The organism is Myroides phaeus (genome assembly GCF_009799805.1).
Classification (GTDB): domain Bacteria; phylum Bacteroidota; class Bacteroidia; order Flavobacteriales; family Flavobacteriaceae; genus Flavobacterium; species Flavobacterium phaeum_A.
In genome coordinates, this window is the sequence record NZ_CP047050.1 from 1,291,344 (window position 1) to 1,313,376 (window position 22,033).

The following is a 22,033-nucleotide window of genomic DNA, read 5'->3' on the forward strand; positions in this document are numbered from 1 at the left end:
GGGCTATCTTTGTGAAAAATATAATTAAATGAAAAATTTTATTGAAGAAGTGACTTGGAGAGGAATGCTCCACGACGTTATGCCAGGCACTGAAGAACATTTGATGGAGCAGATGCGTGTAGCGTATGTGGGAATTGACCCAACAGCGGATTCATTGCATATTGGACATTTAGTGAGTGTTATGCTTTTGAAGCACTTTCAATTAGCAGGGCACAAGCCTTATGCTTTGGTAGGTGGTGCTACAGGTATGGTTGGTGACCCTTCTGGAAAGTCTAATGAGAGAAACTTGTTAGATGAAGAAACGCTTCGTCATAATCAAAATGCAATTAAGAATCAGTTAAGCCGCTTCTTAGACTTTAACTCAGGTGCTGACAATGCTGCTGTTTTAGTAAACAACTACGACTGGATGAAAGAATTTTCATTCTTAGAGTTTATTAGAACGATCGGTAAACACATCACAGTTAACTATATGATGGCAAAAGATTCTGTGAAAAAACGTCTTAATGGAGAGTTCCAAGATGGTATGTCTTTTACAGAGTTCTGTTACCAATTATTACAAGGATATGACTTTTTACACTTGTTCCAAAATGAGAAGATTACGCTTCAAATGGGAGGTTCTGACCAATGGGGGAACATTACAACAGGTACTGAGTTAATCCGTAGAACAATTGGAGAGAAAGCGTATGCTTTAACTTGTCCATTAATTACAAAAGCTGACGGTACTAAGTTTGGTAAATCAGAAGGTGGTAACATTTGGTTATCTGCAGAATATACTTCTCCTTACAAATTCTACCAATACTGGGTTAACGTATCTGATACTGATGCAGAGAAATACATCAAAATATTTACATTCATTTCTCGTGAAGAGATTGAAGCTTTAACAAAAGAGCACACAGAAGCACCTCATTTACGCGTTTTACAAAAACGTTTAGCTGCTGAAGTTACTACAATGGTTCACGGAGCTGAGAATTTAGAAAATGCTATTAAAGCATCAAATATTTTGTTTGGAAACTCTACTTCTGATGATTTGAAGCAATTAGATGCTCAAACTTTCTTAGAAGTATTTGATGGTGTACCACAAGCAGAAATTGAGAGAGCTGATATCGAAGCTGGGTTAACAATTGTTGACGCATTAGCTGGAAAATCTAACTTCTTACCTTCTAATGGTGAAGCACGTCGTTCTTTACAAGCGAACTCTATTTCTGTAAACAGAGAAAAGATTGCTGAAGATTACGTTATCAACACAAATGACTTGATTAATAATCAATTCGTATTATTACAAAAAGGAAAGAAAAACTACTTTATTTTACACGTAAAATAAGCGATAGTTTGGATTCAAATACTATAGTGAGGCAAGTGTCTTACTAAACAAAAAGGGCTGCTCATTGAGCAGCCCTTTTTTAGTTTATTTAGCTTCTTTTACAAAGAGTAAACAAGTACTTGTTGCTTTGTGGAAAAGGTGGTTTGCCACACTTCCCATAAAGATTTCTTTTATTCCTGTAGACCCCTTAACTCCTAAAATCATTAAGTCAGCCTTTTGTCTTCTTGCATATTGCAATAAAGCCGTAGAAATACTCTTATCCTCAGCAGGTACTATTTCAATATCCGAGTAATTGGCATATTTTTTATCCCATTTCTGTTTCTTCTCAGTAATATCCTCTCTCGATATTTTATCAATTTCTTTATTTGTCATACTTGAGTAGAATCCCCAATACAATTTAGAAATATGAATAGCCGAATGTTGGATCTTTTGTCCTTTTGAATTATTCTTGAATCGATCAGCCCACGTCATAATAGGCGTAGTGTACTTAGAGAAGTCGATTGCGTCAATAATATTCGTTATAGGTACGTGATATGTTTCTGGCACTAATAAGGTCGCAGAAGGCAAAATACGGATTAACTTCTGAGCTAAGGCTCCATTTCCTTCCAGCTCTTGTTTGTTTCCTAAGATAAGCATATCAAATTGCTGTTTTTTAGAAATATTGATGAAAGCAATTTCAGAGTAACTTTCCAATTTTACTAAAACTTCAAAAGCATACGTTGCTCCAGACTCTTCTATTTGTTTGGTAACACGTTGTACTATTTTCGATTGAATCAATTCAATGCGTTCAGGAAGTAATAGTTCTTTCGGTAGTTCACCAAGTTTTAAATTATGAAGAAAAGTTACTTTGTCAATATTTAAAATATGGTCTAACACCTGTGTATATTCAATTAGGTAATGGTCCATTTCAGACAAGTCAATACCTACGATTACATTTAAAGGTTTATTAATTGTCATCTCTTTTTATTTTTGTTGTTCGTCGATTAATTCAGAAATAATGTCTTTGTAACTTTTTTCTTGTTTCGACTTTTGTTTCTTATTCTGTTTATTTAATTCTTCTTGTAACCCTTTTTGCAAGCTATAGCACATCACTAATAGAATTACGGCAAAAGGCAGACCTGTTATAATAACAGCTGTTTGCAAAGCATCAAGTCCTCCTCCCCAAAGTAATACGATTGCGATAAAACCTTGTGTAAATGACCAGAAAACTCTTTGCCATACTGGAGATTCTCCAAAACTACCAGAGGTAATATTATCTACAACTAAAGACCCAGAGTCAGATGATGTAATAAAGAAAGAGAAAATAAGAATAATTGCTATAATAGATAGGAATTTAGCCAATGGGAAGTGTTCTAAGAACACAAATAACGCAGTTGAAATATCTTCTTTTACTGCTGTTACCATTGATAAATCACCTGATAAAATCATTTCCAACGCACTACCACCGAAAACATTCATCCAAAGTAAAGTAATTAGTCCAGGTACGATTAAAACACCTAAGATAAATTCTTTAACTGTTCTACCTTTAGAAATACGTGCAATAAAACTACCTACGAAAGGAGACCATGCGATCCACCAAGCCCAGTAGAATATAGTCCATACATTCTGCCAACCATTGCCTAAATACGTTTCGTTCCACGTACTAATATCAATAAAGTTAGCTAAATAAGACCCCGTATTTTGTACATAACCTTTTAATATAAATAAGGTTGGCCCTAAGAAAAATATCATTAACATAAACACCGAAGCGATATACATATTAGCGGTACTTAAAATTTTGACACCCTTATCTAAACCTGAGAATACAGATACAGTTGCAATTGAAATAACCACAAGAATAATTCCGGCTTGCATTAATGGAGAGATTTCCCATCCATATAAATAATTAAGTCCGGCAGTAATTTGGGTAACTCCTAAACCTAAAGAAGTAGAAAGACCAAAAACAGTGGCTAATGTTGATAAGATGTCAATAACGTGTCCCCACCAACCGTGAATTTTCTCTCCCCAGAAAGGGTAAAAAAGAGAACGGAAGGTCATTGGAAGTTTTCTATTGAAACCAAAAAAGGCAAGGGCTAAACCTACCATTGCATAAATGGCCCAAGCGTGTAGTCCCCAGTGTAAACTTGTAAATTCCATCGCTTGTATAGCTGCTTGAATTTCATTGTCCACCGGGCGGGGAGGAGTACCAAAGTGAGAAACAGGCTCTGCGATACTAAAGAACATAATACCGATTCCCATTCCTGTACTAAATAACATGGCAAACCAAGATCCTTTGCTAAACTCGGGTTCGGCATCTTCACCACCCAAGCGTATTTTACCAAACTTGCTAAACGCAAGATAAATAGCAAAGATTAAAATAACGTTTACAGTTAGCACAAAGAACCAACCAAAATTAGTGGTTACAGAATTTTGAGCAATTGCAAACCAAGAACCTACTTTTGTAGGGAATAAGACACATACTGCAATTAAAGCGATAATAAGCAAAATTGAAGTAATGAATACAGGAGGATTAATAACTAATTGTTTGTTGTCAATTAATTTTTTTAACATGAGTTATACTATTTAAATTAATAATTATAACCCAGTACTTTGAAGGTAATAAGGATCATTTATTTCAAATGTGAAAAAATGATAAAGCAAAATATAGTAGTGTATTTTTTACTTAGACGTTTTATAAGTTAGGGTAATATTAAGTAGTGTTTTACTTACAAACGATCCTAATAAAAAGCACTGAATTGAATAAAAAAACGGTTACGTCTTTTTGAGAGTAACCGTTTTTAAATATTTTAGATTATCCTAAAAACGGATATTTATAATCAGTAGCTGGAACAAAAGTTTCCTTGATTGTTCTTGGAGAAACCCAACGAAGTAAGTTCAATACAGAACCTGCTTTATCGTTAGTACCAGAAGCTCTTGCACCACCAAATGGTTGTTGACCAACAACAGCACCAGTTGGCTTGTCATTAATGTAGAAGTTACCAGCAGCGTTTACTAAAGCATCAGTAGCCTCAATTGCAGCGTAACGACATTTAGAGAAGATAGCACCTGTTAATGCGTAAACAGATGTTTCGTCAACTAATTTTAATGTTTCAGCCCATTTAGCATCTTCGTAAACGTAGATAGTTAATACAGGTCCGAATAATTCAGTTTTGATTGTTTCGTATTGAGGGTTAGTAGTAACAATTACAGTTGGCTCAATGAAGTAACCTACAGATTTGTCATATTTACCACCAAATACTACTTCAGCATCGCTATCAGCTTGAGCTTGGTCAATGTATTTAGCTAATTTGTCAAAAGAACTTTCAGAGATAACAGAAGAAACAAAGTTAGATGGATCCTCAGGAGTTCCCATTTTAATTGTTGCTAAGTCAGCACCCATATATTCTTTTACTTTAGGCCACATAGAAGCAGGGATATATGCTCTTGAAGCCGCAGAACATTTTTGTCCTTGGTATTCGAAAGCACCTCTTGTTAAAGCTACAGCAACTTCTTTAGCACAAGAAGATGGGTGAGCAATAACGAAGTCTTTACCACCTGTTTCACCTACAATTCTTGGGTAAGTTTTGTAGTTGTTGATGTTTTGACCAATTTTAGTCCACATACTGTTGAAAACACCAGTAGATCCTGTAAAGTGGATACCAGCGAAATCAGGGCTTGCTAATAATGTATCAGTAATCATAGCAGAGTTTCCGTAAACAACGTTGATAACACCGTCAGGTAATCCAGCTAATTTGAATACTTCAACAATTACTCTTGCAGAGTAAATTTGAGTTGCAGATGGTTTCCATACTACTACGTTACCCATTAAAGCTGCAGAAGCAGGTAGGTTACCAGAAATTGCAGTAAAGTTAAATGGAGTAATTGCGTAAACGAAACCTTCTAAAGGTCTGTGCTCAAGTCTATTCCAGATACCTTCGCTTGAAGCAGGTTGCTCTGAATAAATTTGAGACATAAATTGTACGTTGAATCTCAAGAAGTCAATAAACTCACAAGCTGAATCAATTTCTGCTTGGTGTAATGTTTTTGCTTGAGCAATCATTGTAGCAGCGTTGATTTTAGCACGGTAAGGACCAGCTAATAACTCAGCAGCTTTTAAGAAAATAGAAGCTCTGTGCTCCCAAGGCATATTAGCCCATTTCTTTTTTGCTTCTAAAGCAGTAGAAATAGCTTTCTCTACTAATGCTTTATCTGCTTGGTGGTAAACACCTAATTTATGTTTATGATCGAATGGAGGGAACAAATCTTTTGTATCACCTGTTCTAACCTCTTCTCCACCGATGTATAATGGAATATCAACTTGAGTGTTGTATTGTTCTTTGAAAGAATTCAAAGTTAATTCTCTTTCTTTTGATCCTGGCGCATAAGACTTAACTGGCTCATTAACGGCAGCAGGAACTTTGTAGAATCCGTTTGACATATTATGTTTCGTATTTAAGTAGTTTAATGAATTGAATAATTACAAATATAATTAAAAAAAATTAAAACAATTTTGCCTCTCCCTCAGAAAAACCTATGTTTTGCTTAGTTTAACACAAAGTCTGCAGATAATTTAAAGTTTGGAATAGTAACTTTAAATAGGCGTGCGTGCGTGTGATTTAATACGTTGTAATGGCCTTGCATTGAGCCTAATGACGATTTTAAAATGCAACCACTTTTATAGGTGTGTTTCTCTCCAGGAGCAATAATAGGTGTCTCGCCTATGATGCCTTCTCCTTCTATTATTTCTGTATTTTTCAGGGAATCATAAATTTCCCAATGTCTTGACAATATTTGTACAGTATCATCAGTTGTGTTTTCAATTGTAATTTTATAATTGAAAACATAACAAGTGTCTTTTGACTTAAAAAAGCTGCCTTCATACTGTGTTTCGACAGAAATCTTGATTCCTTTGGTGGTTTGTGAAATCATAGGTAGTATATTAAGTTGTTTCTATTTTTAATAAATAATATTTTCTGCGCTTGCTTCACCAATACCAATTGCTCTATCGTATAAATCTATATTGTTTCTGTAATATACAATTACTTGATACTTATTGGTTGTTAGTGCATAATTTCCATCTGCAGCATTTTCAGGGGAAACTCTGTTTTTATGTACAGCTGTATAACTAAAATTCGTAAAACCTTGTTTAATGAGAATGGCTTGTTCGAACAAATCTTTTTCTTCGTTGTATTTTAATTTGTTGTTTTGAGTAAGCTCATAGTCGTTAAACATACCCGTAACATAGTAATCTAATCCAGTTGGAGCCTCTGCATTTGGTTTAAACGAAAAGTAAACCCAACTATATTCTGCTTCACTATTCGGATTTTTTCCATTGATATTTCTCGGGTAAAAACTACCATTTATATCAGGGAAAAAGGTATAACCTTTTGTGGCTCTACTTTCATTAGTATATAAAAATGTATTATATATACCATTATTAACGTAGGTAGATCCAATCATATTGTTCACCTGCTTTATATCACTATTGTCAAAGTTTAAGTATTGATTACCAGCCCAAAACTGAGTTTGTTCATCATATTTATATACTAAATCTGTGCCAATTGTATATTGTGGTTTAATATTATTTAAAAACGAGTCCCATCTGCCATTTTGAAAGATAGCTACTTTCACATTGTTGGTAGGATTGTTATATAATACTTCGCCCAACTGAATCGTAAAGTCTAAGTTTTGTTTTGTATCGTAAACATCTAAATTTCTCGTTCTTTTCACTTGAATAGGAACTGAAACAGCATTCTCATACAGTACAAATTTTCGTCTAATCACTACTTCATCGTCTGCATTGTAAATTTCCAAAACGTAATTACCACTCTTAGTAATTCTGTACATTGAATTAGGTAAGGTTAGCCTGTAATGTGTGTAGGGTTGTAAAGTATTATATGAATTTTCGTAGTTCAGAATACGTTGGTTGTCCATTCCATCTATGTAATCAATTTGTTTCAGTTTAGACGGTTTCCAATCGTAATCATACGCTTTTACTCTGTAGTAATAATTACTTTCATCTCCATATAAATCATCAAAGGCAATAGTAAATGAATCTCCTAATCTAAAAAAAGGATTCACTGCTCTATTATTTGCCATAAAAGCAGCGGACTTAATATAGTCAGCTGTTATGTTTTGCGGAGTCTGTGCTTGTGCTATTAGACAAAGTAAAATAGCAAAGCAAGTAAAGAAAAAGTTTTTCTGCATTGCTATCGAGTTTCGTTTTTTACAAAAAAGTTAATTCGAGAAAAAAGGTACGATTTTTTCTTGAAACAAGCTCAAGCTTTCGATTTTGATATCAGCAATATCAAATTTCGGATCGTTAAATTCTTTAGGGTCAGGAACTGATACTACAGTCATACCAGCTCTTTTTCCAGCAGTAGCCCCTGTAAACGAATCTTCTATAACTAAACAGTTTTCCGGATTACTTCCTAAGTTTTTTGCTGCTGTTAAGTAAACATCAGGTGCTGGTTTTCCCTCTTTTACGTGAAGAGCAGAAACGATAGTTTGAAAGTATTTTTTAATTTCTAATCTCTCTAATACTGTGTGAATTAATGAATCAGGTGAGTTAGTAGCTAAACCAATTTTAAAGTTATTGTCTGACAGATAGTTTAATGTGTCAAGAACGCCAGCTTTAATTTGTCCTTTTTCACGAATCAACGCATCAACGCGATCAATAACAGCTTGTTCAACTTCTTCGATTGACTTTCCTTCCCAAGGAAACATTTTATACCACAATTCAGTAACAGCTCTGGTTGTTTGACCAGTTGTTTGTAGTGCAATTTTGTCATCCCAAATAGCTCCAACCGAAGTAAAAACCTCTTTTTCTGCCTGTTGCCAAAAATGTTCTGAGTCAATTAAGACTCCATCCATATCGAATAAAACGGTATTAATCATAAATGCGTGTAATTGTAATATTTAAGTGTTTACGAAGATAAGTAAATCAATGTGGATAGCGAAGTAGAATGTGTGGTTAATCGTGTAGAGTAGCGGTTGTGAATGAAATTGTAAGGACTAACGTTTAGCAATCACTATAGTATACCGCCAAAGAAAAGTAATACTGTGAGAATTTCCTGTGAAAATGAATGATGATAAACTATTAAGGTTGTTTTTAATTAATCATAGCTTAGGTGCTTGTATATCTATTGTGTATTCTATGTAAAGTGCTTGTAAAGTTTCACATAGTTTTTATACATTGACTATACAAGGAGTATACATACACTATACATACACTCAAAATAAAACAACACAAAGAGTGTTATATCCTTAGAAGAATATGGCTGATAAATGAATATTGATAAGTATTAAATTGTGGTTTTACACCTGAAGAAGAAAGTCAAAATACAGTTGAATAAGTCTTTTGATGTCTGAAGTAAAATGTTTGTTATTTTGATTAGTAACAGACTTTATTCAATTATAAATAAAAGGTTATTTAAAGCAAACGGGAATTATTTCTCCATCTGCTAAACAATATTTTTCAATTTCTTGTTTAGATAGTGTTTTGGTGTAATCAACCTCTTTGACATTAAATCCGATTTTACGCAATTTGTCAAAGTAATCTCTACCATAAATACGAACGTGGTCATATTGTCCAAAGATTAATGTACGTTCTTTAGGGTCGGTGATAGAGTCGTCTTGGAATGTCTCTTGGCGATTTAGATCCTGTGGAATTTGGAAAATACCCATTCCACCTGGTTTTAGAATGCGGTATAGCTCTTGCATTGCTTTTGTGTCGTCAGGGATATGTTCCAATACGTGATTACACAAAATTATATCAAAGCTATTGTCTTCAAAAGGCAAGTTGCATATATCAGCCTTTACATCAGCTAAAGGCGATTCTAAATCAGTTGTAGTATATTCTAAATTAGCTTGTTTTCTGAACCTTTTGTAGAAAGCTTGTTCAGGAGCAAAGTGCAGTACTTTTTTAGGGGTACTAAAGAAGTCTGTTTCATTTTTTAAATAAAGCCAAAGCAGGCGATGTCTTTCTAAAGACAAGGTACTTGGCGATAAAACATTGTTTCGCTGTTTAGCGTACCCATAAGGTAAAAAACTTTTAAAACTCTTTCCGTCAATAGGGTCCGTATACGTATCACCCTTTAAAGAAAAGGCAATAATAGGGCGAACAAGGTAGCTCAACCGAATTAAAATCGGTCGAGGCACAGTGTTCAATATTGTTTTGAAAAGTTTTTTCATAAAGGAAAAACGAATTATAAAACTAAAGGATTAGCTCTAAATTCATCTTCTTCATTACTTTCGATACCTAAAGCTTGGTAGATGTATTTGAAAGTAGAAAGTAATTCTGGTTTACCATTAACAAGAGCTACATCGTGTTCAAAGTGAGCAGATGGTTTTCCGTCACGAGTAACGATAGTCCATCCATCATTTAATTGTTTGATGTTTCTTGTACCTAAGTTGATCATAGGCTCAATAGCTACCACCATTCCTTCTACAAATTTCTTACCTCTTCCTGGTTTACCGTAGTTAGGCATTTCAGGGTCTTCGTGCATTTTGCGTCCAACACCGTGTCCTACTAATTCGCGAACAACAGTATATCCTTCAGCTTCACAAAAACGTTGAATAGCACTACCAACATCTTCTACGCGATTTCCAATGCGGAATTCACGAATACCTACATATAGCGATTCTTTTGTAATTTGTAATAACTTTTTAGTCTCAGCAGCAACTTCACCTACTTCAAAAGTATAAGCGTGGTCACCGTAGAAACCATTCATTACAGTACCACAGTCAATAGAAACGATATCACCATCTTCTAAAGGTCTGTTTGTTGGTAAACCGTGAACGATTTGTTCGTTTACACTTGTTAAAATAGAAGAAGGACATCCGTAAAGACCTTTAAATCCTGGTACAGCACCGTGATCTCTAATATATTCTTCTGCTTTTTTATCTAATTCTAAAGTCGTTACTCCTGGCTTTAGTTCTGTTGTAAGCATACCCAATGTTTTGGAAACAAGAAGGGCACTTTGTCTCATCAACTCAATTTCTTCTGGAGTTTTTGGAATGATCATACTTTAAATTTTTAAGTGGTACAAAATTACGCTATTGGAACGAATGAAAAAAATTAATAGAATTTGTTTTTTCTTGGACAATCAAATAGAAATACTTTAACTTAGCCTATTAGATGTTTTTAATTGTAAAAATTTGATTTTTAATACACAGTAATTTATTATGAAATATTCGTCGGCTCTTGAGGCTGCTAAGCTTGTCAAATCAGGAGATAGAATTTATGTACACTCAGTAGCTTGTACTCCTAACCATTTGATCGATGCTATTGTAGCACGAGCGTCAGAACTTCGAAATGTAGAGTTTTGTCATATTCACACTTTAGGAAATGCACCTTATGCTGATCCAAGTTTAAAAGATAGTTTTAGAGTTAATTCTTTTTTTATTGGTGGAAATGTTCGCCATACAATTAAAGCAGGAAATGGAACATATACTCCTGTTTTTTTAAGTGAACTACCTGGTTTATTTAGAAAGGGATTAGTACCATTAGATATTGTTTTAATTCAAGTTTCAGCACCAGATGAACACGGTTTTTGTTCGCTTGGGGCCTCAGTAGAAGCTACACCTGCTGCTATTGAAAATGCGAAAATTGTTATTGCTCAAGTGAATAGTTTTATGCCAAGAACATTTGGTGATAGTACGATTCACATTTCTAATATTGATGTTTTAGTAGAACATAATACCCCAATATTGACAGAATATTCTGTGAATATTAGTGAAGAAGAGGATAAGATTGGAAAGTATATTGCTGAGTTAATTGAAGACGGTAGTACGTTGCAAATGGGGATAGGTAATATTCCTGAGGCAGTATTACAGAAATTGAAAAATCACAAACACTTAGGTTTACATACAGAGATGTTTGCAGATGGAGTTATTGATTTGATTGAAGCAGGTGCTTTAGACTGTACGCAAACGGTAGCTAATAAAGGTAGAGCAGTGTCTACTTTCTTTGTTGGTACAGAGCGTATTTATAAATATATGGATAACAATCCTTTCTTTATAATGAAGGAGTGTTCTTATACGAACGACCCTTTTATTATTAGACAAAACCCAAATGTTGTGGCTATTAATTCTGCGGTTGAGATTGACTTAACAGGACAAATTTGTGCTGATTCAATCGGACATAGTTTGTATTCAGGAGTAGGAGGTCAGGTTGACTTTATGCGTGGTGCAGCTATGAGTCCGGGAGGAAAAGCTATTATTGCGATGTCTGCTACAACTAAAAAAGGAGCGAATAAAATTGTTCCGTTCCTAAAAGAAGGAGCAGGAGTAGTTACTTCACGAGCACACGCACAATATATAGTAACTGAATTTGGAGTTGCTGATTTACAAGGGAAGTCAATTGACCAACGTGTTGAGGCATTAGCTAATATTGCACATCCAAATTTTAGAGAAGAAATTGTACGTGAGTATTACAACCGAACGTTGAGCAAATAGAAAGTTTATAAAATAAAAATAGCCACAGTAATGTGGCTATTTTTGTTTATGAGTAATTCATTATACTAATGAATGTCTTGTCATTTCTTCTGGTTGAGGTACTCCCATCAACTTTAAGATAGTTGGCGCTAAGTCACCAAGTACACCGTGATTAACTTCTTTAATGTCTTTATCAACAATAATGATTGGCACCGGATTAGTAGTATGCGCTGTGTTTGGCGTACCATCAGGGTTAATCATTGTTTCACAGTTTCCGTGGTCAGCTAAGATAATAGTAGTGTAATTGTTTTCTAAAGCAGTTGTAACCACTTCTTTTACACATTCGTCTACAGCCTCACACGCTTTGATAGCAGCAGACATCACACCTGTATGTCCTACCATATCACCATTAGCAAAGTTTAAACACACAAAATCAACATCACCTTTTTTCAATTCAGGAACAAGAGCGTCTTTTAAATCATAAGCACTCATTTCTGGTTTAAGGTCATAAGTTGCTACTTTTGGAGAAGGGCAAAGTAATCTTGTTTCTCCTTCAAAAGGTACTTCACGGCCTCCTGAGAAGAAGAAAGTAACGTGTGGGTATTTTTCTGTTTCTGCAATACGGATTTGTTTTTTACCGTGTTTTTCCAGAACCTCTCCTAAAGTATTTGTGATATTATCTTTGTCGTAAACAACGTGGATATTGTTAAACGTATCATCATAATTTGTCAAGGTAACAAAGTACAATGGTAGTTTCTTCATATTGTATTCAGCATTGTCTTCTTGTGAAAGAACGTGAGTTAATTCGCGACCTCTATCTGTACGGAAGTTGAAGAAGATAACCACATCATCAGCCTGAATTGTAGCCAATGGTTTATCGTTTCCATCTACCATAATGATTGGTTCAATGAACTCATCCGTAATATTATTAGCGTAGCTTTCCTCTAAACTTTTTACAGCATTCGTAGAATGAACACCAGTTCCGTTTACTAATAAGTGGTATGCTTTAGCAACGCGTTCCCATCTCTTATCTCTGTCCATTGCGTAGTAACGTCCAACGACAGAAGCTAATTTAGCATTAGAAGTTTGTAAATGGTTTTCTAATTGTTGCACGTGTTTGATACCAGATTTAGGGTCAACATCACGTCCGTCAGTAAATGCGTGTACAAAAATGTCTTTTACTCCCGCATTGTTAGCAGCATCTACTAAACCATATAAATGCTTTTCGTGTGAGTGAACACCACCGTCAGAAAGTAATCCTAAGAAGTGAACTTTCTTGTTGTTTTGTTTCGCGTATTCAAAAGCGTTTTTTAAAGCAGGTTCATTAGCAATAGTACCACTTTCCACAGCCATATTAATCTTCACTAAGTCTTGGTAAACAATTCTACCAGCACCTAAGTTCATATGTCCAACTTCAGAATTACCCATTTGACCTGCAGGAAGTCCAACGTTGAGTCCGTCAGTTAAAACATAAGTATTAGGATATTGTGTATATAAGCTGTCTATAAAAGGAGTCTGTGCGTGTTCGATGGCAGAAACTTTAGGGTCTTGTGTTTGTCCCCAACCATCCAAAATCATTAAAATAACTTTTTTATTCATGATAAAAATATTTAATATTTGAGTTGTGTAAGACAAATTTACGCATACTTCTGCGAAATCTTAAAAATTAACTTTTAAAAAATGACGAATTGCACGATAATTGTTTAAAAGAATGTATGGATAGATAATTATTTTTTCTATTTTTACAATTCTTAAAAATGAATGTGAAATACTATTAATGAACAGGTTAAATGAAAAATAAGACGTTTTATTGCAGTTTGATTGCAATTATGCTATGTGGGAATTTTGTAGGAAGTAGTACTTTGAATGCCGCAAAAAGTAAAAGTGATAATTTAACATATAAGATTGAAGAAACGAAAGAATCGAGTTTTGAAACGAAGGCAAGTTCTTTATTTTCAAACTTAGATTTAAAAGGATTTGATGCTCCTTCTCAAAACGTTTTTACAAAAGCGTTGAAAGGATATTATAAGTTAGCAGAATCAGGAAAAATACAGAATGAGAAGTTGACAATTGTAGACTTTAGTCTTTCGTCTTCTGTTCCTCGTTTATGGGTTATTGATTTAAAAGAAAATGCAGTTGTGTTACAATCGTATGTTGCACACGGTAAAAAGACTGGTGATGAGTTTGCTACTACATTTTCAAATAGAGAGAATTCCCATATGAGTAGCCTTGGTTTTTATACGACAGGAGAAACATATAGTGGTAGAAATGGTTTTTCACTTCGTTTAGATGGTTTAGAATCTGGAATCAATGATAATGCACGTAAGCGCGCAATTGTTATTCACGGTGCAGATTATGCTTCTCGCAAGCTTATTGATGCACAAGGGCGTTTAGGTCGTAGCTACGGTTGTCCTGCAGTACCACAAGAGGTAAATAAAGAATTGATTGAGTTAATCAAAGATAAGTCTTGTTTATTCATCTATTATCCAAGTAACGATTATAAAAATCGCTCTAAACTTGTTTAGTTAATACTTGTTTATAAACAACAAAGAAGCCCATTGTTCTCTTAGAGCAATGGGCTTCTTTGTTTGTTGTCATTTCTGAAAGGAGTGACGTTAATTAGTAATTAATTTAGTTTTTGGTATAAGTTATTATCAAAACCATAAACGTCATTAAACCTCTTTATTTGTCCGTGATTATCTACTTGAATTGTCCAATATAATTGGTGAATAGTAATTCCAGCTTTATTAGTAGATATATTTTTCGTTTTTTCAGAGTCAAGAATAGATGTTATTTCATCTTTAGAAATTTCATTTTCTTGTACATCAAAAATAAACTGAGCTAAATCAAACGGATCTTGAACGCGTACACATCCTGAACTCAAGTTACGAGAAGCTCTGTTAAAGTTTGCTTTGTTTGGTGTGTCGTGAAGATATACTGCGTGGTTGTTGTCAAACATAAATTTAACTCTACCTAAAGTATTACCTGGACCACCTTTTTGAACATATCTGTATGAGCTTGCTCTTGACGAATCCCAATTGGAAGGATCAACAGCTTTCCCTGTTTTTTTGTCGTAAATAGTGAAATTTCTACTGCTGAAATAACCTAAGTTACTTACTGCTTTAGGCACTAAATCATTCTTTAAAATTGTAGGAGGCACTGTCCACGTTGGGTTAAGTACCACTGTTTTCAATACAGAAGAAAGAATAGGTGTTTTTCTGGCAGTTGTACCAACAATAACTTTGTGTTTCTTGATAGTGTCACCGTGTGTTACAGCTACAAGACTAAAGTCAGTTATATTTATCAGAATATAGTTTTCTCCTAAATCTCTTGGAAACCATCTCCAACGTTCAAGGTTGGTAACTAATAATTTTTTAACTACTTCTTCTTCGTTGGCAATAACATCTATTGTTTTCTTGTTAACAGTACCCGTTTCAATTAGCTTGTTGTTCTTTTGAAACTTTTTTAAACCAGCAATAACTTCTTTCGTATTGATATCATTGATGTCTAAACTGTCTGCATAGTAATTAAGAAAAGCTAAGTGTTTTTTTAACTTGCTTAAACCGATTACTGTGTCATTTACTTTTGGAGCAGGTGTAGCAGTAATTTGAATAGTGTCTTTCTTTAAGTCGTAAAAACGAACAAGTTTTCCTCTTAAGTTTTTGTACATACTTGAAGGAGATCTAATGCTGTCAAAGCTCGTGTAAACTTCTTGGTTCTCTAATGCAATCAGCATTGTAGTGGGAATATTGATTTCTTTTTTGTCAATATCCCAATCGTTGTATAATCTGCGAGGATTTAATACACCGTTGAACAAATTGTTTATCGCACTATTATATGCTTTAGAATAAAGAAAGTCAGCTTCAATTTTTAAACTATCAGATAAATCAACGTAGCTATTATTTAGCGTAGTAAGTTTGTCGATTTCTTTCGTTTTTACTTTAATACCATCTAAATAAGATTCGTTTAAAGCTTTCAATAATTGCTCTCTGTTTTCTTTTTCAGACCATCCAATTTTATACTCATTGTCGTGGTAAAATTGTTGTAGGTCTTTAGGAAGATTCGCCAGTTTTAGGGAATCAATGTTGATGGATGTGTCATCGTCAAGTGGGTTAGCGTGTATAGAATCACTGTACACCACTTGTGTGGCCATCGCATCAAATTTTTTGCAAGACATTAATAAAAATGTTGCTAAAAAACTTAATAATATTTCTCTCATAGCAAAGGATATATCCGGCAAATTTACTTGTTTTTTCAGTGATGTGCTATATTTTGATTTTTTTTTGCTAAAAACAGCTAATTTGTGATTATTATATCCGGACTGCTTTCTATTTTAAAACCGGACTACCTTTGTCGTGTGATATAAAGATAATTTTGCTGAAAATTATATTAAAATGGTTAAGAGAAGTGTTATTTTATCACTGATGCTTTCTGCTATTTCTGGTGTTTATGCACAAGAGAAAACAACAAGTGAACAAGAAATTACTAATAATATTGAAGAGATTGTTATTTATAATCAGCGCTTGCAACTTGCAAGTTCGTTGAAAAATAGAAACATCACTATTCTAAGTAAAGAACAGATAAAACAATTACCTGTTTCTTCTGTGAATGAATTACTTAGTTATGCAGCTGGTGTGGATTTACGCCAACGTGGTCCTTTTGGAACACAAGCAGATTTGAGTATTGATGGAGGTAGTTTTGAACAAAACTTATTGTTGTTAAACGGACAGAAGTTAACTGATCCTCAAACAGGCCACAATGCGTTGAATATTCCAGTTCCTTTAGAAGCGATTGAAAGAGTAGAGATTCTACGCGGACCATCTGCTCGTTTATATGGAGTAAATAGTTTGACTGGGGTAGTTAATATCGTTACTAAAAACCCTTCTAAAGATGGTGTGTTTGCACACGTTTATGGAGGTACAAGTTTTAAGAAGGATAAAGAAGACGACCACGGAGATATGTTTAACGGACGTGGAGTGCAAGTAGGGGGAACTGTGATTAAGAAAAAACACAACCATATGCTTTTTGGAACGCACGATTCGGGTAATGGTTATAGATATAATACGGCATTTCACAATAATAAGGTTTTCTATCAAGGGAATATTGTTCCAAATGAAAATAACTCTATTATGGTGTTAGGGGGATATGCAAGAAGTTCATTTGGTGCAAATGGTTTCTATGCTGCTCCTGGGGATAAAAACTCAAAAGAGATTGTTAGTACAACATTTGCTAATTTTAGTTCTAAACATCGCTTAAGTGATAAGTTCTTATTGTCGCCAAGTGTTGCTTACCGCTATAACTTTGACGATTATCAATATTTTAGACATAAGCTTGATGTAGCACGTAGTAGACACTACACACACGCTATTACAGCAGATATAAAAGGACAGTATGAAGTTGACTTTGGAAAGTTTAATGTAGGTGCTGAAATGAGATATGAGGAGATTAATTCTACTAATATTGGAGATCACAGCAAGAGTAATTATGGATTCTTTGCAGAGTTTCAACGTGAGTTTTTCAATAGCTTAGATATTAATCTTGGAGCTTATGTGAATTATAATACACAATACGGTTGGCAAGTGTTTCCAGGAATTGATATGAGTTATGCATTCAATTCTAATTGGAAGGCTGTATTTAGTGCAGGAACAAGTCAACGTTTACCATCGTTTACAGATTTATATTTGAATCAAAGACCTGGAAATGTTGGGAACCCTGATTTAGATCCAGAAAAAGCTTACCAAGTAGAAGGGGGAGCAAAATATATTAAAGACGGATTCTCTGCTGAAGCATTTGTGTTTTACCGCGATATAGATGAGTTTATCCATTGGGTACGCTCAGATGTTTCACAACCTTTTGAACCTGTAAATGCTGCTAAGAATAAAACAACAGGAGTTAATACAACATTCAAATATGCGTTTGGAAATGATGTATCTCAATGGAATCTTGGTTTAGCTTATACTTATTTATCGCCAAAACTTGAGAATAGAGCAGAGAATAAGATTTCTAAATATTCTTCAGAGGCTTTAAAACATCAAGTAGTTGGGACAATTAATTATAAGTATAAAAACTTTAGTACAGCGTTTGTAAATCGTTTTAACGACCGATTAAGTTATAAGAGTTATTGGGTGAATGATTTTAGAATGAGTTATACTGTAGATAAGTTTAATTTCTATGTAGATGCTCAAAATATCTTCAATACAACATATAACGAGGCAGGGGTAGTACCAATGCCTGGTAGATGGTTTACGTTAGGTGTTAAATTTAATGGACTATAGTTCTTCGGAATTATTGATTATAGTTAGCTATGAAAAGCAATCTTACAGTGTGTAAGGTTGCTTTTTTTGTTATACACTATTTAGAAGGAAGATGAGGTTTGCTTTAGAAGGCAATAAAAAAGGTCATAAAAGTTTTTAGCTTTTATGACCTTTGTTTTTATTGTTGCAGTAGGTTAAATAGTATTGACGCGCAATATTTATTTTAGTCTGCTATTTTTATTCCTTTTTTATTGATAACAAAAGAGCGGAACTTTATTTCAACCCTTGCTTCACCATCTTCAAAATTACTTGCATAATCGTATTGAAAAGGGATAACTGTTTTTCCTTGGTGATTGATATAACCAAATAGGTTGTTTTTTGAAGCAAGTGCTAATCCGTCTGAGAAACTTCCTACAAAGTCGTATTCGGCATTAATTACTTTTTCGCCTTTCGTATTGAAGAATCCCCATTTATCTATGTCTACATAGGCTATTTTAAATTCACTACTTGTTTGTAGTTCTTCATAAGAAAAAGGAATAATAACTTCTCCTTTGTCGTTTATAGCCCCTTGAAAGTCGTCTGTGGTTACAATAGAAACACCATCTATAAAAGATTCGATTTGATAAAATAACGGTTCGATATAGATTTCATCTTGGGCGTTTTTGATACCGAATAATTCCAATTCAGGATCTTGGTACCAACGCAGTCCTTTTTTAAACTTAAAGTCTGGATCATTCTTTAAGTCAATAAAGATAGTGTCTGTTTTGAAAGTACTTTCAACAAGATATTCATAGTTAATAGAAGACTTTTTAACAGCCCAACTATTGGTGCAATATAGTGCCAAAAATAGGCTAATTGCTATTGTTTTTTTCATAGGACAAAGTGCGCTAATAGTGCCACAAATGTATTCTTTAAAGTGAGACTAAAAAGAAAAAAATTATACTTTTTTATTGAAGGCAGAAGGACCAGCTTGTGCCTTTGGAAATACCGTCATATCAGCGATTTGCACGTGCTCAGGTTGGTTTACAGCATAAGCAATTGCATTAGCTATATCTTGTGCTTCAAGTGGTGTGAATCCTTTGTAAACCTGATCTGCTTTTTCTTTGTCTCCTTTAAAGCGAACAACAGAGAATTCTGTTTCAACTGCTCCTGGTGCAACATTGGTTACTTTGATACCACTTGTTAATAAATCTAAACGCATTCCCTTAGATAAAGCTTCGACTGCGGCTTTTGAAGCACAGTAAACTATTCCATTTTGGTAAGTCTCTTTTCCTGCAATAGAAGATAGGTTTACTATATGCCCAGATTGGTTTGGTATCATCAATGGTAAGACTGCTTTTGTAACGTAGATTACCCCTTTAACATTGATATCTATCATCGCTTCTAAATCGTCAATAGCAGCCTCTTGAAAGCTTGCTAAACCGTGTGCATTTCCAGCATTGTTTACTAATACATCAATTTGTTGCCATTGTTGCGGTAGTGAGTTAATTGCTGCAAACGTTTCTTCTTTGTGGCTAACATCAAAAGTAAGTGTGGTTACCTCAGTTACTTTAGAAAGTTCTTGGGCTACTTCATTTAGTTTGTCTGCTCTACGACCACATAAAATTAAGCGGTGATTAGGAGCTAAAGTTTCAGCAGTTGCTTTTCCGATTCCAGATGTAGCTCCTGTTATTAAGGCTGTTTTCATTTGTTTATAGTATGTTTTGTTGATTTATAATATTGTTTGTTTTAACCCTTGCATTACACAAAGCCATAAGTAGTTGAAAAAAGATTTCTCTTGAATACGATCTACTTTTTTAATGTTTACTGTTTTCACATCTCCTTTTGTGTTGTTGCGAATAAAAAGATTACCCAAAGCTGAAACAACACGTCTCTTCGCTTTACCATCTTTTCGATAAAGGGTAACTTTTAAATCTTTGTATTCCATTCCAAAAGTTCCTGTTGCAGAGGTATTGTTTCCGTTGAAATTGAATTTTACAATATCCAATGTCCCTTCTGTAGAAGCTTTGGCGTAAGGCTGTAAAAACTGGTGCATTGCCGTTGCCGGAAAGTTAGTAATTACCCCTTGAATATTAAACTGATCACGTCTATTTAATATATTGAAAGACCAATCAACGCGTATTGGTGCTGCATTCATAAATCGCGCATCTACAGCAATTGTAGTACGTGGAACTTTCGTTCTGTTGAATCCACTGTAAACATTGTTTATTGTAGCACTAAAATTGGTAAATAAAATCTTACCAGGAGCTAAGGCTTTTTCATCTGTTTCCTCATATACTAATTTAGAACGGCGAATGGTAACTTGATCTACTTGCATTCCGAATTTTAGGTCCCTTAGTTTTTTACTAAACATCGGTTTAATGCTCATATTAAATTCAGGTGCTTTATCTCTAAAAATATTAGCATCAATACTTTCAATGTGGATGTTTTTAGTGTAAAAATCAAATACTCCATTTTTATCAAATCCCCATTTGTAATCGTTTAAGGCTATTTCACTGGCAGATAAATTAAAAATATCATCTGCATATCTGAACATACTCACCGTTTTTTTACGAGAGTATTTAGGTTTCATTGCAAAGTTTTTCATTACCAACTTGTTGTCGGTTATGTTAAGATTGTCAGCGTGTATGTCGTAAAACTTCTGTGTATTATAATAGATTTTATCTACCTGTAGAAGAGTGTTTTTATAAGTAAACGGAACCTTTTCTAAGGTTGTTTGTTCATTGATATTAATGTCTTGAATAGTAGCATTAATATTGCTAAGTTCTAAAGTGTTTTTCTCGTATTTCTCTTCTTTTAAAACGTAATTAGCATTTTTAAGAACAAGAGAGTCGATAAAAATACGGTCGTCAATTTGTTTTAATTTAGCCTTTGGCGCATTGAACTTCTCTTTTGGTGTATGCGTAACAAGTGCATTCTCTAACTTGATTTTATCAATACGGAGTGTGTCATATACTTTGTTTTCGATATTATGAATCCACAGATTAGCCCTGTTTGTATTCCATACATCAAGAGAGTTGAAGTGAAAATTAGTAATCTTAATATCCCCAATCTTTAAGTCAAACGGAACAAGAGGAGGGAGTACTTTTTGAGCCGTTTTTTTTATCTCTTTTTGCGTTTTCTGTTTTTTCTGTAAAACTTTAAACGAAGTAGAGTCTGTTTGTATCGTACTTATTTCAACATAGAAATCACGGTTGTCTCTATATCCCCAGTCTGTTCCTAATAATTCAAGTTTAGGAATGTTTAGCAATAATAAGTTGTCTTTTTCAAGCGAGTCAATTTGTTGTCGAATAGGGCGAATAGTAATTTTGTTTGCGATGAACTTATCAGGGTCTATCTGAATACTACCAATTTTTAATCTGTGTAAATCGTTCAATCTATTGTAAACAGAATCACAAGACATTGTATATTTTTCGTATGTAAAAGGAATAGGCTTGTTTTTAGTTTCCATTCCAAAGTGCACCCCTAATATATCAGCATTAAAATTAAACACTTCATTGATGAGGTGATTGTCTTTAATTGCTTTGATTTTTACGTGTGCATTCTCAACAAATATTTTGCTGATATCAATGCTATTGGTAAGGTCAAACTTTTTGGCAGGAGGAGAAACACTATCACTCTGCATTACTGTAAAGTCAGGTTCAACTAATCTAATTTTATTAGCAATCAGGTTATGGTTTCTAAACAACTCTTTAAAACCAACACCTTGAACTATGATTTTTTTAACCGTACCCGAGATATAGGTTTTGTTTTCTTGTTTCAGAGATTCTTTAGGAGTTAACTCAATTCCAGATACAGTAAGCTTGCGTAGCGCCAAAGAATAATCTACGTCTTTGTAGGAAAAGTTATAAGGAGTATCGTTTTTGTCTGCTATAATTTCGGGTAATTTCGTATTGACAAATTTGTTTAAGAAAGTTTGCCCGAAGAAGTAAACAATTAAGAAGAATATTCCTCCGTAAAGGAATATTCTTTTACCGAAAGTTAATTTCATATATTTTCTATATTAAAACGTAATAAAGGTACGTTTTTGTTATAAGAAAAT

The 22,033-nt window shown here is 34.1% G+C and carries 17 protein-coding genes; 4 read left to right on the forward strand and 13 right to left on the reverse strand.

Going from position 1 to position 22,033, the window contains the following annotated elements; translation table 11 throughout:
- Window positions 1-28: 28 nt before the first annotated feature.
- Window positions 29-1,321: a tyrosine--tRNA ligase gene (tyrS, locus tag GQS07_RS05880; RefSeq protein WP_158210018.1), complete on the forward strand. Its 1,293-nt coding sequence runs from the start codon at window positions 29-31 to the stop codon at window positions 1,319-1,321.
- Window positions 1,322-1,405: 84 nt separating this feature from the next.
- Here tyrS and GQS07_RS05885 read toward each other — a convergent pair whose 3' ends face one another.
- The 8 genes from GQS07_RS05885 to map all read right to left on the reverse strand — a co-directional run bounded on the left by GQS07_RS05885 (window position 1,406) and on the right by map (window position 10,326).
- On the reverse strand, window positions 1,406-2,278 hold the full coding sequence (locus tag GQS07_RS05885) for a universal stress protein (protein WP_158210019.1): 873 nt from the start codon (window positions 2,276-2,278) through the stop codon (window positions 1,406-1,408).
- 6 nt (window positions 2,279-2,284) lie between these two features.
- Window positions 2,285-3,871 (reverse strand): BCCT family transporter, encoded by a 1,587-nt coding sequence (locus GQS07_RS05890; RefSeq protein WP_158210020.1) that lies wholly within the window; start codon window positions 3,869-3,871, stop codon window positions 2,285-2,287.
- 241 nt (window positions 3,872-4,112) lie between these two features.
- Window positions 4,113-5,738, reverse strand: a complete 1,626-nt coding sequence (pruA, locus tag GQS07_RS05895; RefSeq protein ID WP_158210021.1) for an L-glutamate gamma-semialdehyde dehydrogenase — start codon at window positions 5,736-5,738, stop codon at window positions 4,113-4,115.
- Window positions 5,739-5,842: 104 nt separating this feature from the next.
- Window positions 5,843-6,229, reverse strand: a complete 387-nt coding sequence (gene apaG, locus GQS07_RS05900) for a Co2+/Mg2+ efflux protein ApaG (RefSeq protein ID WP_199269110.1) — start codon at window positions 6,227-6,229, stop codon at window positions 5,843-5,845.
- A 27-nt stretch (window positions 6,230-6,256) separates the two neighbouring features.
- Entirely contained in the window at window positions 6,257-7,507 is a 1,251-nt protein-coding gene (locus tag GQS07_RS05905) for a DUF5103 domain-containing protein (protein WP_158210022.1), read from the reverse strand.
- A 30-nt stretch (window positions 7,508-7,537) separates the two neighbouring features.
- Window positions 7,538-8,197 carry a hexitol phosphatase HxpB gene (gene hxpB, locus GQS07_RS05910; protein ID WP_158210023.1) on the reverse strand — a complete coding sequence of 220 codons (660 nt, stop codon included), beginning with the start codon at window positions 8,195-8,197 and terminating at the stop codon, window positions 7,538-7,540.
- Window positions 8,198-8,728: 531 nt separating this feature from the next.
- The gene (locus tag GQS07_RS05915; protein WP_158210024.1) at window positions 8,729-9,493 is read right to left on the reverse strand and encodes a class I SAM-dependent methyltransferase; all 765 of its coding nucleotides are present in this window, start codon (window positions 9,491-9,493) and stop codon (window positions 8,729-8,731) included.
- A 14-nt stretch (window positions 9,494-9,507) separates the two neighbouring features.
- Window positions 9,508-10,326 carry a type I methionyl aminopeptidase gene (gene map / locus GQS07_RS05920; RefSeq protein WP_090405782.1) on the reverse strand — a complete coding sequence of 273 codons (819 nt, stop codon included), beginning with the start codon at window positions 10,324-10,326 and terminating at the stop codon, window positions 9,508-9,510.
- A gap of 160 nt (window positions 10,327-10,486) precedes the next feature.
- On the opposite strand from map, the gene GQS07_RS05925 reads away from it, so the two are divergent.
- Window positions 10,487-11,758: an acetyl-CoA hydrolase/transferase family protein gene (locus tag GQS07_RS05925; RefSeq protein WP_158210025.1), complete on the forward strand. Its 1,272-nt coding sequence runs from the start codon at window positions 10,487-10,489 to the stop codon at window positions 11,756-11,758.
- Between the two features lie 60 nt (window positions 11,759-11,818).
- Here GQS07_RS05925 and gpmI read toward each other — a convergent pair whose 3' ends face one another.
- Window positions 11,819-13,336 (reverse strand): 2,3-bisphosphoglycerate-independent phosphoglycerate mutase, encoded by a 1,518-nt coding sequence (gene gpmI, locus GQS07_RS05930; protein ID WP_158210026.1) that lies wholly within the window; start codon window positions 13,334-13,336, stop codon window positions 11,819-11,821.
- 191 nt (window positions 13,337-13,527) lie between these two features.
- Between gpmI and GQS07_RS05935 the strand changes: the two genes are divergently transcribed.
- Entirely contained in the window at window positions 13,528-14,262 is a 735-nt protein-coding gene (locus GQS07_RS05935) for a murein L,D-transpeptidase catalytic domain family protein (RefSeq protein WP_158210027.1), read from the forward strand.
- A 101-nt stretch (window positions 14,263-14,363) separates the two neighbouring features.
- On the opposite strand, the gene GQS07_RS05940 is transcribed toward GQS07_RS05935, so the two are convergent.
- A complete protein-coding gene (locus GQS07_RS05940; RefSeq protein WP_233269318.1) occupies window positions 14,364-15,914 on the reverse strand; it encodes a murein L,D-transpeptidase in 1,551 nt (516 codons plus the stop codon).
- 217 nt (window positions 15,915-16,131) lie between these two features.
- On the opposite strand from GQS07_RS05940, the gene GQS07_RS05945 reads away from it, so the two are divergent.
- Window positions 16,132-18,012: a TonB-dependent receptor plug domain-containing protein gene (locus tag GQS07_RS05945; protein ID WP_158210028.1), complete on the forward strand. Its 1,881-nt coding sequence runs from the start codon at window positions 16,132-16,134 to the stop codon at window positions 18,010-18,012.
- Window positions 18,013-18,214: 202 nt separating this feature from the next.
- On the opposite strand, the gene GQS07_RS05950 is transcribed toward GQS07_RS05945, so the two are convergent.
- From GQS07_RS05950 to GQS07_RS05960, 3 genes are all read right to left on the reverse strand, one after another.
- Window positions 18,215-18,865, reverse strand: coding sequence for a WG repeat-containing protein (locus tag GQS07_RS05950; RefSeq protein ID WP_158210029.1), 651 nt, complete (start codon window positions 18,863-18,865; stop codon window positions 18,215-18,217).
- 63 nt (window positions 18,866-18,928) lie between these two features.
- Entirely contained in the window at window positions 18,929-19,678 is a 750-nt protein-coding gene (locus GQS07_RS05955) for an SDR family NAD(P)-dependent oxidoreductase (protein ID WP_158210030.1), read from the reverse strand.
- Window positions 19,679-19,702: 24 nt separating this feature from the next.
- A complete protein-coding gene (locus tag GQS07_RS05960) occupies window positions 19,703-21,982 on the reverse strand; it encodes a hypothetical protein (RefSeq protein ID WP_158210031.1) in 2,280 nt (759 codons plus the stop codon).
- Between the last annotated feature and the right edge of the window lie 51 nt (window positions 21,983-22,033).